The following is a 13,114-nucleotide window of genomic DNA, read 5'->3' as shown; positions in this document are numbered from 1 at the left end:
CGGCTTCAGCTCAGATAGGTGTAGCCGCTCAGGCCGGCTTCCAGTTCGGCCAGCAGCGCGCTCCTGACCGCCGGCGGCAGCGCCGTGGCGGCGAACTTGCGGCGATAGCTCTGGGCCAGTTCTTCCGGCGCCAGATGCACGTAGCGCAGCAGTTCATCGGTGCGGTCGCCGTGTTCGGCGCCTTCCAGCGACCAGCCCTTGCCATCAGCATTGACGACGACGTTCACGGCGTTGGTGTCGCCGAACAGGTTGTGCATGTCGCCGAGGATTTCCTGGTAGGCGCCGACCATGAAGATCGCCAGCAGGTAGGGCTCGTCATGACGCAGTTCGTGCAGCGCCATCGTCGACATCACGCCTTCGCGATCGACGTACAGATCGAGGCGGCCGTCGGAGTCGCAGGTCAGATCGCAGAGCCGGCCCCGGATGTCCGGGCGTTCGGCGAGCCGGTGAATCGGCATGATCGGAAACACCTGCTCGATCGCCCAGGCATCGGGCACCGACTGGAATACCGAGAAGTTGCAGAAGTACTTGGCCGACAGCTTTTCGCGCAGCTCCTCGAGCGCATCGCGCTCGGCGCGGATGGTCGGGTCCAGCTTCGGCAGCACCGCGCGGGCCACGGCGTAGTAAGCGCGCTCGGCATAGGCGCGGTCACGCAGTGGAATCAGGCCCAGCGTGTACTGGGTCTGGGCGTCAGCGAGGTAGTTGGCGGCATCGTGCAGGCATTCGATCGGGCCGTCGGCGTCGATATGGCCGGGCAATTCGTGCAGCGCGCGCAGCGCGGCCGGCGCATCGGCATGCGGCGCTTCGAGGCTGCCGCTGGGCGCGACTTCGGAATCGACCACCGAGGTGATCAGCACCGCATGGTGGGCGGTCAGCGCGCGGCCGGATTCCGAGATCAGGTTCGGCTGCGGCTCGCCGGCCGCTTCGCAGACTTCCGCCAGCGTGCGGATGATGTTGCGGGCGTACTCGCGCACCGAGTAGTTCATCGAGCAGTAGGAGCGCGAACGGGTGCCCTCGTAGTCGACACCCAGACCGCCGCCGACATCGACGGTGTCGACCGGCGCGCCGAGCTTGCGCAGCTCGACGTAGTAACGCGCCGCCTCGCGCATGCCGCGGGCCACGTCCTGGACGTTGGCGACCTGCGATCCGAGATGGAAATGGACCATTCGGATCGCATCGATCTGGCCGGCGGCGCGCATCATCTCCACCGCCTCGACGACCTGCGGCACCGTCAGGCCGAACTTGGATTTCTCGCCGCCGGTGTTCTGCTGCGTCGATTCCGACACCGCCGACAGCCGCACCCGCAGGCCAATGACCGGAGCAACCTCCAGCGCCTTGGATTCGGCCAGCACCAGCGGCAGTTCGGACAGCTTCTCGACCACGATGTAGACGGTGTGGCCGAGCTTGGCGCCGATCAGCGCGCGGCGGATGTAGCCGCGATCCTTGTAGCCGTTGCAGACGATCGTGCAGCCGGCCGGCGCCAGGCCGAGCACCGCTGCCAGCTCCGGCTTGGAGCCGGCTTCCAGGCCGACGCGGTCGCCGCCGTGGGCGACGATCGCCTTCACCACCGATTCCTGCTGGTTGACCTTGATCGGGTAGACCGCCGTGTAGTGGCCGGCGTAGTGGAGTTCCTGGATCACCTGCGCGAAGGCGCCGGTCAGCACGTCGACCCGATCCTTGAGGATGTCGGTGAAGCGCACCAGCACCGGCAGGTCCAGGCCTTCCTTCGGCAGCCGTTCGGCCAGCGCGTGCAGATCGATCGCGACCGCCGATTGCGGGCCCTGCGGACGGACCACGACATGGCCCTCGGCGTTGACGTCGAAGTAGCCATCCCCCCACTTGGCGATGTTGTACAGATCCACCGCGTCGCGCGCGGTCCAGCGGGGGTCGGTCATGCCGTCACTCAAAGGTCAGGGGCGCTTCCGTATACTCGCGCGTCTTTTCCGGAGCGCGACAACGATGTCATTGGACGAAAGCTGGTTCACGGAGCCGGTCGACAAGACCGGGACGGCATTTTCGCTGAAACTGGGACGTCACGTGCACGGCGAGCAGACGCCGTTCCAGAAGATCGACATCTACCAGACCGAATCCTTCGGCTACCTGATGACCATCGATGGCTGCACGATGGTGTCGACCCGCGACAACTTCCTCTATCACGAGATGATGTCGCACCCGGCGCTCAACTCGCACCCGGCACCGGAGCAGGTGGTGATCGTCGGCGGCGGCGACTGCGGCACCTTGCGCGAGGTGCTCAAGCATCCTGAAGTGAAGTCGGCGACCCAGGTCGAGATCGACGAGCGGGTGACGCGGCTCGCCGAGCAGTATTTCCCCGAGCTGTGCGTGGCCAACCACGATCCGCGCGCCACCCTGTTCTTCGGAGATGGCCTGGCCTGGATGAAGGAAGCCAAGCCCGAAAGCCTCGACGTGATCATTATCGACTCCACCGATCCGGTCGGCCCGGCGGAGGGCCTGTTCGGCGCGAAGTTCTATGTCGACTGCCTGCGGGCACTGAAGCCGGGTGGTTTGCTGGTGCAGCAGTCGGAATCGCCGATCCTGCATCTGGAGCTGATCACCGAGATGCACCGGTTCATGCGCCAGGCCGGCTTCGCGCAGACTCGGCTGATCCACTTCCCGCAGACCATCTACCCGAGCGGCTGGTGGAGCGGTTCGATCGCCCAGAAAACCGCCGGCCCGCTGGCCTCACGACTCGACGACAAGGCGATCGAGGCGATGGACTGCCAGTTCTACAACGCCGATACCCACGCGGCGGCGTTCGCGCTGCCGACCTTCGTCAGGAAGGCGATCGCCGGCTGACCCGGCGATCTACGGCCGTCTCAGGGGGCCGTGTCAGGGCCCGCGCTGCTCGACCACGATCGGCGCGGGCCGCTGCTGGCGCTGCTCGCGTTCCGCCTGCGCCGCGCGATACAGGCGTTCGGCGGCATCGGCCGCGCAGTAGCGGGCGATGTCCCGCTCGGCCACCTTCCTCTCCAGCAGCTGCTGCCGGGGCGACAGCCGATAGACGTTGCCGAACGGATCACGGCCATAGACCTCGCTGGCGCGTGCGGTGACTTCGGCACGCTCGCGGGCCAGGCGGCAGTCAGCATCGACGGCGCGGATGAACGCCGGCGGCGTGGTGGCATCGGCTTTTGGCGGTACGCGACGTTCGCTCAGGTAGGCCTGGGTCAGCCGCTGCTCGAAGCGGTGCTGGTCGTCGTAGTGCACCGCGCCATCGCGATCCAGCCACTTGAAAACGGCGGCGGCCGACGCGCTGCCGGCCCATGCGCTGCCGGCCACGAGCAGGGCCAGCGCAAGCGGAACACGATGCCGTTCAGTCCTCGCCGCAGATCGCGCGCACATCGGCTTCGGTGGTGGCGATCAGTCGGCGCCGCTCGTCGTCGCTGTAGCTGCGGGTTTCGCCGAGGGCGTTGGTTTCAGTGATGCGGTCGGCCTGCCGGAAGCGGGCCAGCTGCTCGCGCTTGCCCGTGCAGGCGGCGGCATCGACTGCCGGCGCCGCAGCAGTTGGCGCCGGCCGCGCCGCCGGCAGCTTCACGGCGCGTGCATGGGTCGGCGGGGCATCGCTGAAATGCTCGTTGCCGGCGGCATCCGTCCAGCGGTAGATGCGGCTTTCCGCCGATGCCGGCGGCATCAGCAGCAGCGCCGCCAGCAGTGCTGCGATCGGCCATCGGCACGGCGGCGACGCGCTGGCAAAGGCCGCCGCTGGCACCGGAAGATCGGGGATCGACATGGCGTTTCGTCCCTGCCCTTCCGGACGCCGGTCAGTCAGACCGCATCGACACCCGATTCGCCGGTACGGATGCGGACGGTCTGCGCCAGGTCGTAGACGAAGATCTTGCCGTCGCCGATCTGTCCGGTCTTGGCAGCCTTGGCAACTGCTTCGACGGCCTTGTCGACCTGGTCGGGCGTCAGCGCCACTTCCAGCTTGATCTTCGGCAGCAGATCGACGGTGTATTCGGCGCCGCGGTACAGCTCGGTGTGACCCTTCTGGCGGCCGAAGCCGCGCACTTCCGTCACCGTCATGCCCTGCACGCCGGCCTCGGCGAGCGCTTCACGCACAGCGTCGAGACGGAAGGGCTTGATGATGGCGATCAGCATTTTCATTGTTCGTTTCTCGTTGTCGCGGGGCGGTTGGAAGTGTAACAAAGCACCCTTCCGGCATCGGCTGCGCGCGTCGCGGTGCCGCGCTCGGGCCGGGCCTGCGGTGCCGCCAGCCAAAAAAAAGGCGGGCCATGAACCGGCCCGCCGACACGTACATCCCTGGAGACTTGAAGCGGCGCCTGCCGTGCGCACGGTCGCGCACGGCAGGGCTCGCTGATTACGGGTTGTAGGCCTTTTCGCCGTGCTCGGCGAGGTCGAGACCTTCCGATTCGGCTTCTTCGCTGACGCGGATGCCGATGGTGAACTTCAGCGCCAGCAAGGTCACGGCCGTGACCACCGTGCTGAGCACGATCGCCACCAGCACCGCCTTGATCTGGATGAGGATCTGGCCCGAGGAATAGCCCGGCACCAGTTCGACCCAGTTGTTGTAGACGCCGACGCCGCCCTTGGCCGGATCGACGAATACGCCGGTCAGGATCGCACCGATGATGCCGCCGACCGCGTGGACGCCGAAGGCATCGAGCGCGTCGTCATAGCCGAGGATCGACTTCAGGTAAGCCACCGCGAAGAAGCAGACCACGCCGGAGACCGCACCGATCACCAGGCCGCCACCGATACCGACGAAGCCGCAGGCCGGGGTGATGGCAACCAGACCTGCGACCGCACCGGAGATGATGCCGAGCAGCGACGGCTTGCCCTTGAAGATCCACTCCGCGAAGAACCAGGCCACGCCAGCGGCGGCGGTGGCGAACGCGGTGTTGGCGAAGGCCAGCACGGCATAGCCGTTGGCTTCCAGGTTGGAGCCGGCGTTGAAGCCGAACCAGCCGAACCACAGCAGCGAGGCACCGATCATCGACATGGTCAGGCTGTGCGGCGCCATCGCGGTCTTGCCGTAGCCCTTGCGCTTGCCGAGGATGATCGCGGCGACCAGACCGGCGACACCGGCGTTGATGTGCACCACGGTGCCGCCGGCGAAGTCCAGCGCGCCGAGCTGCCACAGGTAACCGGCGGTGGCGTTGAGCGCGTCAACCTGGTCGAGCGAGGTGTAGGCATCCGGACCCGCCCACCACCAGACCATGTGCGCCATCGGCAGGTAGGAGAAGGTGAACCAGATCACCGAGAAGATCAGCACGGCCGAGAACTTCATACGCTCGGCGTAGGAGCCGGCGATCAGCGCCACGGTGATGCAGGCGAAGGTCATCTGGAACACGGCGAACAGCAGTTCCGGAATCACCACGCCCTTGGAGAACGTGCCGGTGGCGGTGAAGAAGCCGTTGGCGTCGTAGACGACCCCTTTCAGGAACATCTTGTCGAGCGTGCCGAAGAACGGCGCATCGCCGCTGAAGGCGACCGAATAGCCGTAGACGACCCACAGCACGCCGATCAGGCAGAAGATGCCGAAGGTCTGGGTCATCGTCGACAGCATGTTCTTCGAGCGGACCAGACCGCCGTAGAACAGCGCCAGGCCGGGCAGCGACATCAGCAGCACGAAGGCGGTCGACACCAGCATCCAGGCGACGTCGCCATTGTTGAAGGTCGGCGCCTTCGGCGGCTCGGCGGCGGCTTCGGCCGGTGCGGCTTCGGCAGGTGCAGCCGTCGCTTCAGCGGCCGGTGCGGCCTCGGCCGGAGCAGCGGCCGCTTCGGCGGCAACCGGTTCGGCTGCCGGCGCGGCAGCCTCTTCGGCGAATGCAATGCCGCCGACGGCCGTGAGGCCGGCGAACAGCAATGCTCGGGAAAGCTTGCCAAGAGAAATCATCGGGGGTCCCCTCAGGAAAAGTTGATTCGTGGAATCAGAGTGCGTCGCTGCCGGTCTCGCCGGTGCGGATGCGGATGGCCTGGTCGAGCGAGGTCACGAACACCTTGCCGTCACCGATCTTTCCGGTGTGAGCGGACTTGGTGATCGCTTCGATGGCCGACTCCAGCTTGTCGTCACCGATGGCAACTTCGATCTTGACCTTGGGCAGGAAATCGACGACGTACTCCGCGCCGCGATACAACTCGGTATGGCCTTTCTGGCGGCCGAAGCCCTTGACTTCAGTGACGGTGATGCCGGCGACGCCGATCTCCGACAGGGCTTCACGCACCTCGTCAAGCTTGAAAGGCTTGATGATGGCTGTGATCAGTTTCATGCAAGCAACTCCTGGTTATCGTCGGCGGCGAACCGCCCTGGCACTGCTCGTCAACCAGAGGCGGTTGCGAACAGCCGGTCAGGTTTAGCACTAAGCGTGCCAGTCACCGGCCGCCCGACTCCGGCCTGCTGTTGCGCTCGACGGCGACGGCGCCGCGCCGCCAGAACCGGGAAAACTGCATACGCACCGGGCAAACGTCAGCGAATCGTGAAATTGCCAGCCATAGGCAAGACATCCGGCGCTGCCGGGGCCGCGCCGGCCCGTGATCGCATGAACCGGGCGGCGATCCGGCCCTTCGACGACAGGCCGGAATCCGTATAGTCGCGAGCTTCCTTCCGCCGCAGGAATCCGCCCCGCCATGACCCCCACCACCTTCCAGGGCATTGCCGCCGTGATGTTCGCGCTGGCGTTGCTGCACACCTTCTCGGTCGCCTTCGTCGCCAAGATCGCCCACCACTATCCGCGCCACGCCGGGCTGATCCATGCGCTGGCCGAGGTCGAGATCGTGTTCGCGCTGTGGGCGGCGGCGCTGGTCTCGGCGTTCATGGCCATCGAAGGGCCGCAGGCGGCGATCGCGTACATCGACAGCCGCAACTTCACCGAGCCGCTGTTCGTGTTCGCGATCATGGTGGTTGCCGCCAGCCGGCCGGTGCTGGTGGCGATGGGCCATATCACCCGCTTCGTCTCCCGGGCGCTGCCACTGCCGCGGCTGGCGGCGACCTACTTCGCTGCGCTGACGGTGATTCCGCTGCTCGGCTCGCTGATCACCGAGCCCGGCGCAATGACCCTGGCGGCACTGCTGCTGCGCGAAAGCCACTTCCGCCACCGGCTGCCGTCGCGCATGTGCTACGCCACGCTTGGCGTGCTGTTCGTCAATGTCTCGGTCGGTGGCGCGCTGACCCCGTTCGCCGCGCCGCCGGTGCTGATGGTGGCCGGCATCTGGGGCTGGGATCTTCATTTCATGCTGTCCAACTTCGCGACCCACGTGGTGCCGGTGGTGCTGATCAACGCCGCCGTGGTCACCGCGCTGTTCATGCCGACCCTGCGCAAGCTGCCGGGCCATGAACCGTCCGGTGACGACCATCACCTGCCGCTCGGCCAGCTGCTGCTGCACCTGGGTTTCCTGGCGCTGATCGTGGTCTTCGCCCACCACCCGCCGATGTTCCTCGGCGTGCTGCTGATTTTCCTGCTCTGGGCCCACGCCTATCCGGATCACCAGAACCGCCTGATTCTCAAAGAAGCGCTGCTGGTGGCCTGCTTCCTGTCCGGACTTGTCGTGATCGGCGGGCTGCAGCAGTGGTGGCTGAAGCCGGTGCTGCAGGCGCTCGACCCGCTGCAGGTCTTCGTTGCCGCGACCCTGCTGACCGCGATCACCGACAACGCCGCCGTCACCTACCTGGCCGCGCAGGTGCCGAATCTCAGCGACGAGTTCAAGTTCTTCGTGGTCGCCGGCGCGATCACCGGCGGCGGCCTGACCGTGATCGCCAACGCCCCGAACCCGGCCGGCATGGCCATCCTGAAGCCGCTGTTCCCGAACCAGACCGTCAGTGCCGGCGGCTTGTTCATCGCCGCCCTGCCGCCTACGCTGCTGATGTTCTTCGCCTTCCTGCTGTACTGACTGACTTTGCCCGCGCCGCCATGATCGACCCCCGTGCCCTTGAAGAACTCGCCTCGCGACTCAGCCGGGTACTGCCGCCCGGCCTGAAGGGCCTGCGCACGGAGCTGGAAGACAACTTCCGCGCCGTGCTGCGCGCCAACCTCGACCGCCTCGAACTGGTCAGCCGCGAACGCTTCGACACCCAGGCCGAACTGCTGGCGCGCACCCAGACCCGCCTCGCCGCGCTCGAGAAGCGGCTGAAAGCGCTGGAAAAAGCCGCCGACGGGCCGGCCGACTAGCCCGCCCGGCCCGGACAAGGATGTCCATGCCGCCCCGCATCCGCCCGACCTCACGCCGCCCGCGAGCACTGCTCGCGGCCCGATTCGACGGGCGCGCCCGCCAGGGCACGCCCCGGATGAGCCCGTCCCCGCCGCGCAGCCCAAGATCCGCCGGGCAAACGCAATGAGCCTCGCGATCGTCCATAGCCGGGCGCAGAACGGGTCGGAGCGGGAAGCTTCGCGAGCACTGCTCGCGGCCCGATTCGACGGGCGCGCCCGCCAGGGCACGCCCCGGACGAGCCCGTCCCGGCCGCGCAGCGCAAGGTCCGCCGGGCAGACGGAATGAGCCTCGCGATCGTCCATAGCCGGGCGCAGAACGGGCTCCACGCCGAAGCCGTCACCGTGGAAGTGCATCTGGCCCCGGGCATTCCCGGGCTGGCGATCGTCGGTCTGCCGGAAGCGGCGGTGCGCGAGTCGCGTGATCGGGTGCGGGCGGCGATCGTCAACTCCGGCTACCAGTTCCCGAACCGCCGGATCACGGTCAATCTGGCGCCGGCTGATCTGCCGAAGGAAGGCGGCCGCTTCGATCTGCCGATCGCGCTCGGCGTGCTGGCGGCGTCCGGACAGATTCCGCCGACCTTGCTGGCGCAGCTCGAAATCCTCGGCGAGCTGTCGCTGACCGGCGAGATCCGCGCGGTGCGTGGCGCACTGCCAGCGGCACTGCGTTGCACCGAAACAGGGCGTGCTCTGCTGGTTCCGGCACCGAACGTGGCCGAAGCGGCGCTGGCGGAGGCTGCCACCGTGTACGGCGCGTGCAGTCTCGGTGCGCTGTGCACCGAATTGCATGAGAACCGCCTGACGCGTGCGGCGGCCACGTCGGCTCCGGCACCCGTCGACAGCGGCCCGGATCTGGCCGATGTCCGCGGCCAGCTGCAGGCACGCCGGGCGCTGGAAATCGCGGCGGCCGGCGGCCATTCGCTGCTGATGGCCGGCCCGCCGGGCAGCGGCAAGAGCATGCTGGCGCAGCGGCTGCCAGGCCTGTTGCCGTCGTTGACCCAGGCGGAATCGCTGGACGTGGCGGCAATCGCCAGCATCGGGCTGGCCGGCTTCGATCCAGCCTGCTGGGGACGGCGGCCGTACCGCGCGCCGCATCACACGGCCTCGGCGGTGGCGCTGGTCGGCGGTGGCAGCCATCCGCGCCCCGGCGAGATCACGCTGGCGCACGGCGGCGTGCTGTTTCTGGACGAGTTGCCGGAGTTCGAGCGCCACGTGCTGGAAGTGCTGCGCGAGCCGCTGGAAAGCGGCCGGATCAGCATCTCGCGCGCCGCGCGACAGGTGGAATTTCCGGCGCGCTTCCAGCTGGTGGCGGCGATGAACCCCTGCCCCTGCGGCTACCTCGGCGATGCCGGCCCCGGCGCCGGGCGCTGCCGCTGCACGCCGGATCAGGTGACGCGCTATCGCGGTCGCCTGTCGGGGCCGCTGCTCGATCGCATCGATCTGCACGTGTTCGTGCCGCGTCTCGACCCGGCAGCACTGGCCAGCCAGGCGCCGCCGCAGATCGAATCGAGCGCCGACGTGCGGCAGCGGGTCTGCGCGGCACGCGAGCGGCAGCGCGAACGGGCCGGCACGATCAACGCGCTGCTCGGCCCGAAGGCGCTCGACCGCGATGCCGCGCTCGACGATGCCAGCCGGCAGCTGCTGCTGACGGCGATGAGCCGGCTCGGCCTGTCGGCGCGGGCCTACCACCGGGTGCTGAAGGTGGCCCGCACGATCGCCGACCTGGCCGGCGTCGAGTCACTGGCAGCCGCGCACATCGCCGAGGCGCTGCGCTACCGGCCGGTCGATCAGGGCAGCTGAACGCCCCAGCGCCACTGCAGGCCGAGCAGCAGGCGCGGCCGGCGGGAATCGTCCAGCTTGGTGCTGGCCCCGGTGAGCTGGCCGTACAGCGACAGGTCCGCCGGCAGGCTCCAGTTCAGGACAAAGCTGTAGTCGGCATAAGCCCGGCCGCTGCCGAGGCGCGCGGTCTGCCGGCGCAGGCCGGCGCCGTCATTCCAGCCGACGATGCCGGTGCCGGCCAGATTCCGGGTGATCGGCCATCGCAGTTGGCCGGCCACGCGCCAGCCGGCCGCGCCGGTGCCGAAGTAGTCCGGTGCGGCCGAAAGGCTCAGGCGCAAAGGCCCCGAATCGACCGCCAGCCGCGCTTCCGCCCAGTCGAGGTCGCGCGTTGCCGGACCTTGCCGGTCACCGCTGTAGGTGCGCAGATCAAGACCGCCGTCGACGCCGATCAACCAGAGGTCGAACAGCTGCCAGGAGCGCCCCCAGCCGGCATAGACATCGATTTCGGCATCGCCGGCGCTGCGGTTGTTGAGCACGCGGCTGCCGACGTACGCACGGTTGTCGAAGCGGTAATCGGCCCGCAGGCTGAGCGTTGCGCTGTTGTTCTGCACCTGGCCGCGAAAGACCTCCTCGCTGGCCACGGCGACGCGCAGGTCGAATGGGCCGGCGAGCGCTGCCGGGCACCACGCCAGCACGGCGCACGAGGCCAGCGCAACGAAGGGAAATTTCGCCATCGCGGCACTGTAGTGGAGTCGCCCTGCGGACCTGCGGCCTTGCGCGCCGGGCCGAACGCGCCTGCAGCACCTCGCATGCGCCTGGATGAACGCAAGCGGGCGAGCCGTGCACCGCACTGGTGCAGATCGAGTCGCTGCGGCCGGCGCGGCCGCCTTTCCGTGCCTGCCAGCCGATCGGACAGCGCGGCCCGGAAAGAGAAAAGGCCGCACGAGGCGGCCTTTTCGGTCCATCAGCTGCAGCGGATCAGAACTTGTAGATCGCCTTGACCGCGAAGTTGCCGCCGTTGTCCTTGAACGCCGGCACCGAGAAGCTGCCGCCTTCGCCCTGGCTCACGGTGGTGAAGCCATTCGGGAAGACATCGTCCTTCGAGGTGTCATAGCGGACTTCGGCGATGATGTCGAAGTGCGACGACGGCGAGTACACGCCGGCCACGGTATAGATCTTGAACGACGAGCTGTCGCCGCCGAGCTCGGCCTTCAGTGCCGCTTCGGCCAGTTCGATACGGGCGCGGGCCGCGAACTTCTCGGTCAGCTGGTACATGCCGTAGAAAGCCACGCCCTTGTTGATGTACAGGCCCTTGGCATCCTGGATGTCGCCGTTCAGCGCCAGCGTCAGCTTGTCGATGCCGGTGTACTGCACGACCACGTCCGAGATGTTGGTGCGCGTGGTGAACGCGCCCGACGCCGGGCCGTTGATCGGGAACAGCACTTCGCCGTCGAACTCGTCGACGCCGAGATAGTTGGTCAGCGAGACCAGCAGGGTCGAAGTCGGGGTGAACGTGACGTTGGTTTCCAGCGTCTTCTGCTTGTTGGCGTCGATCGTCGACGCCTGCGGCGCGCTGTTGACCGCACCGAGGGTCGCCGACAGCAGGTCGTTGAACTTGTAGGTCGCGCGCAGGCCGGTGTGGAAGAACGGCTGGGTGTTCTGGAACAGCCAGGAACGCGAGACGAACGGCGCAGCGTTGTCGGCCGTGACTTCGTAGCCGGCGAGCGAGCCGAAGCGGCCGGCGATCACCGTGAAGCCGCCACCGGCGTACGACACGAAGGCGGTCGGCAGGCTGAAGATCGAGTCGCCGTCGCCGTAGTTGCCGTTGATGACGTTGGAATCTTCACCGGCGAGGATGTTGACGGTGGCACCGAAACCCGACTCCGGCGCGTAGGCGATCGTCAGCGAGGCCTGGTCGATGGTGAAGGTGTCGGTCTGGGCGTCATAGGCGCGGAACGCCAGCGTCTTGCCGTCGTTGAAGTTCACCGAGTACGAGGCGCTGGTGTAGCCGGTGACGGCGATACCGGACGCTTCCAGGATCGAACCGATGGTCGGGGTGTCGGCGAAAGCGATGCCGGGCAGGCAGGCCAGACCCGCGACAGACAGCAGCTTCTTCAAATTGCTCATGACTCTCCTTCGAGTAGTAATTGCGCTGAAAATGGCCAGCGGTCGACGAAAAAGCATGGACCATGCCATACAGCTCAAATACATGAATTTCCTTTCATTTTTCCTCGAAGCCCGCACGCTGGACTAGTTGCGGCGGCGCCCCCGGCCAGCCCGCGATGCGAGCAGCGGCCATTGCCGATCGACACGCACCAATTTGGCGCAGCCCTCGCGAACAGGTCCACGAACCGGGAAGCCATCGGGCAACAAAAAAGCGGCACCGGCTTTCGCCGGTGCCGCCCTGATCCGCGCGCTGCGGGCGTCGATCAGACGCCGGCGCGTTGCAGCATCAGTTCGATCGCGGCCTTGATCTCGGCATCGCTGAGATCGGCCTTGCCGCCGCGGGCCGGCATCGCGTTCTTGCCCTTGATCGCCGAGGCCGCGAGGCCGTCGACGCCGCCAGCGGCGCCCTTGCGCGTCGCCCAGGCGGCCTTGTCGGTCGGCTTCGGCGCTTCCAGCACGCCGGCGTCGTGGCAGGCCGAGCAGACCTGGGTGTAGACCTGCTCGCCCGACCACGGCTCGCGAGCGACGGCCGCAGTCTTGACCAGCAGCGCCGGATCGGTGATCACCGTGCCGATCGGTGCGGTGCGGGCAGCGACCTTCTTGCTCTCGGCGACGTTGGCGGTGTCGTGCTTCGGGGCCATGAACAAGGCCAGCACGACGATGCCGAAGGTGATGCCGAACAGCAGCGCCAGCACGCCGGCGAACGAAATCATGAACTTCTTGTCCTGGTCTTTGCTCACAACGGTCTCCGGGGCCGGCAGATGAATAAGGCGATTAGTCGGGAATCGATGGTCATGTGCGACGACCGAAGGTCTGACGCGGCATGGCATCGCGGGCGCAGCCTCATTTCGGTGCACGAGACTGGGCTTGCTTCAAGCTGGCGCAGACGTCGCTGTCGATGACGGGGCATTCCGGGCATCGAACCGCGAACAGCGCAGGCGCCAGCCCGAGCGACGCGACATTATAGAGAAGCGCGTTCGCCGCGTGCCCGG

General features: G+C 67.4%; 13 protein-coding genes. 4 read left to right on the top strand and 9 right to left on the bottom strand.

The genetic code is table 11. The features are described from left to right. Window positions 1-5 precede the first annotated feature (5 nt). Complete coding sequence (speA, locus tag ACTIGJ_RS07060) at window positions 6-1,895, bottom strand: biosynthetic arginine decarboxylase (RefSeq protein WP_439639584.1); 1,890 nt, start codon at window positions 1,893-1,895, stop codon at window positions 6-8. A gap of 64 nt (window positions 1,896-1,959) precedes the next feature. On the opposite strand from speA, the gene speE reads away from it, so the two are divergent. Then, window positions 1,960-2,814 (top strand): polyamine aminopropyltransferase, encoded by an 855-nt coding sequence (gene speE / locus ACTIGJ_RS07055; RefSeq protein ID WP_439639583.1) that lies wholly within the window; start codon window positions 1,960-1,962, stop codon window positions 2,812-2,814. A gap of 33 nt (window positions 2,815-2,847) precedes the next feature. Here speE and ACTIGJ_RS07050 read toward each other — a convergent pair whose 3' ends face one another. The 5 genes from ACTIGJ_RS07050 to glnK all read right to left on the bottom strand — a co-directional run bounded on the left by ACTIGJ_RS07050 (window position 2,848) and on the right by glnK (window position 6,245). Next, on the bottom strand, window positions 2,848-3,294 hold the full coding sequence (locus tag ACTIGJ_RS07050; protein WP_439639582.1) for a DUF4124 domain-containing protein: 447 nt from the start codon (window positions 3,292-3,294) through the stop codon (window positions 2,848-2,850). 34 nt (window positions 3,295-3,328) lie between these two features. After that, a complete protein-coding gene (locus ACTIGJ_RS07045) occupies window positions 3,329-3,745 on the bottom strand; it encodes a DUF4124 domain-containing protein (RefSeq protein ID WP_439639581.1) in 417 nt (138 codons plus the stop codon). Between the two features lie 35 nt (window positions 3,746-3,780). After that, window positions 3,781-4,119 carry a P-II family nitrogen regulator gene (locus tag ACTIGJ_RS07040; protein WP_439639580.1) on the bottom strand — a complete coding sequence of 113 codons (339 nt, stop codon included), beginning with the start codon at window positions 4,117-4,119 and terminating at the stop codon, window positions 3,781-3,783. 214 nt (window positions 4,120-4,333) lie between these two features. Beyond that, the gene (locus ACTIGJ_RS07035; RefSeq protein ID WP_439639579.1) at window positions 4,334-5,872 is read right to left on the bottom strand and encodes an ammonium transporter; all 1,539 of its coding nucleotides are present in this window, start codon (window positions 5,870-5,872) and stop codon (window positions 4,334-4,336) included. A gap of 34 nt (window positions 5,873-5,906) precedes the next feature. Beyond that, window positions 5,907-6,245: a P-II family nitrogen regulator gene (gene glnK / locus ACTIGJ_RS07030; protein WP_439639578.1), complete on the bottom strand. Its 339-nt coding sequence runs from the start codon at window positions 6,243-6,245 to the stop codon at window positions 5,907-5,909. A gap of 358 nt (window positions 6,246-6,603) precedes the next feature. Between glnK and ACTIGJ_RS07025 the strand changes: the two genes are divergently transcribed. From ACTIGJ_RS07025 to ACTIGJ_RS07015, 3 genes are all read left to right on the top strand, one after another. Beyond that, window positions 6,604-7,863, top strand: a complete 1,260-nt coding sequence (locus tag ACTIGJ_RS07025; RefSeq protein ID WP_439639577.1) for a putative Na+/H+ antiporter — start codon at window positions 6,604-6,606, stop codon at window positions 7,861-7,863. Window positions 7,864-7,883: 20 nt separating this feature from the next. After that, the gene (locus ACTIGJ_RS07020) at window positions 7,884-8,141 is read left to right on the top strand and encodes an accessory factor UbiK family protein (protein WP_439639576.1); all 258 of its coding nucleotides are present in this window, start codon (window positions 7,884-7,886) and stop codon (window positions 8,139-8,141) included. A 321-nt stretch (window positions 8,142-8,462) separates the two neighbouring features. Further along, complete coding sequence (locus ACTIGJ_RS07015; protein ID WP_439639575.1) at window positions 8,463-9,977, top strand: YifB family Mg chelatase-like AAA ATPase; 1,515 nt, start codon at window positions 8,463-8,465, stop codon at window positions 9,975-9,977. Here the strand turns inward: ACTIGJ_RS07015 and ACTIGJ_RS07010 are convergent. The 3 genes from ACTIGJ_RS07010 to ACTIGJ_RS07000 form a co-directional block, all read right to left on the bottom strand. Continuing rightward, a complete protein-coding gene (locus tag ACTIGJ_RS07010; protein ID WP_439639574.1) occupies window positions 9,965-10,690 on the bottom strand; it encodes a TorF family putative porin in 726 nt (241 codons plus the stop codon). The genes ACTIGJ_RS07015 and ACTIGJ_RS07010 overlap by 13 nt on opposite strands. Window positions 10,691-10,934: 244 nt before the next feature. Continuing rightward, window positions 10,935-12,083, bottom strand: a complete 1,149-nt coding sequence (locus tag ACTIGJ_RS07005; RefSeq protein ID WP_439639573.1) for an outer membrane beta-barrel protein — start codon at window positions 12,081-12,083, stop codon at window positions 10,935-10,937. A 302-nt stretch (window positions 12,084-12,385) separates the two neighbouring features. Beyond that, window positions 12,386-12,862 carry a c-type cytochrome gene (locus ACTIGJ_RS07000; RefSeq protein WP_439639572.1) on the bottom strand — a complete coding sequence of 159 codons (477 nt, stop codon included), beginning with the start codon at window positions 12,860-12,862 and terminating at the stop codon, window positions 12,386-12,388. Between the last annotated feature and the right edge of the window lie 252 nt (window positions 12,863-13,114).

Origin of the sequence: Nevskia sp. (assembly GCF_051860985.1) — a bacterium.
Taxonomy (GTDB): Bacteria; Pseudomonadota; Gammaproteobacteria; order Nevskiales; family Nevskiaceae; genus Nevskia.
This window is presented reverse-complemented; position numbering and strand designations above follow the sequence as displayed.

What these genes read in the sequence shown, in the direction of transcription:
- speA (WP_439639584.1), bottom strand. Translation starts at nt 1,895, where the DNA reads ATGACCGACCCCCGCTGGACCGCGCGCGACGCGGTGGATCTGTACAAC.
- speE (WP_439639583.1), top strand. Translation starts at nt 1,960, where the DNA reads ATGTCATTGGACGAAAGCTGGTTCACGGAGCCGGTCGACAAGACCGGG.
- ACTIGJ_RS07045 (WP_439639581.1), bottom strand. Translation starts at nt 3,745, where the DNA reads ATGTCGATCCCCGATCTTCCGGTGCCAGCGGCGGCCTTTGCCAGCGCG.
- ACTIGJ_RS07040 (WP_439639580.1), bottom strand. Translation starts at nt 4,119, where the DNA reads ATGAAAATGCTGATCGCCATCATCAAGCCCTTCCGTCTCGACGCTGTG.
- ACTIGJ_RS07035 (WP_439639579.1), bottom strand. Translation starts at nt 5,872, where the DNA reads ATGATTTCTCTTGGCAAGCTTTCCCGAGCATTGCTGTTCGCCGGCCTC.
- glnK (WP_439639578.1), bottom strand. Translation starts at nt 6,245, where the DNA reads ATGAAACTGATCACAGCCATCATCAAGCCTTTCAAGCTTGACGAGGTG.
- ACTIGJ_RS07025 (WP_439639577.1), top strand. Translation starts at nt 6,604, where the DNA reads ATGACCCCCACCACCTTCCAGGGCATTGCCGCCGTGATGTTCGCGCTG.
- ACTIGJ_RS07020 (WP_439639576.1), top strand. Translation starts at nt 7,884, where the DNA reads ATGATCGACCCCCGTGCCCTTGAAGAACTCGCCTCGCGACTCAGCCGG.
- ACTIGJ_RS07015 (WP_439639575.1), top strand. Translation starts at nt 8,463, where the DNA reads ATGAGCCTCGCGATCGTCCATAGCCGGGCGCAGAACGGGCTCCACGCC.
- ACTIGJ_RS07010 (WP_439639574.1), bottom strand. Translation starts at nt 10,690, where the DNA reads ATGGCGAAATTTCCCTTCGTTGCGCTGGCCTCGTGCGCCGTGCTGGCG.
- ACTIGJ_RS07005 (WP_439639573.1), bottom strand. Translation starts at nt 12,083, where the DNA reads ATGAGCAATTTGAAGAAGCTGCTGTCTGTCGCGGGTCTGGCCTGCCTG.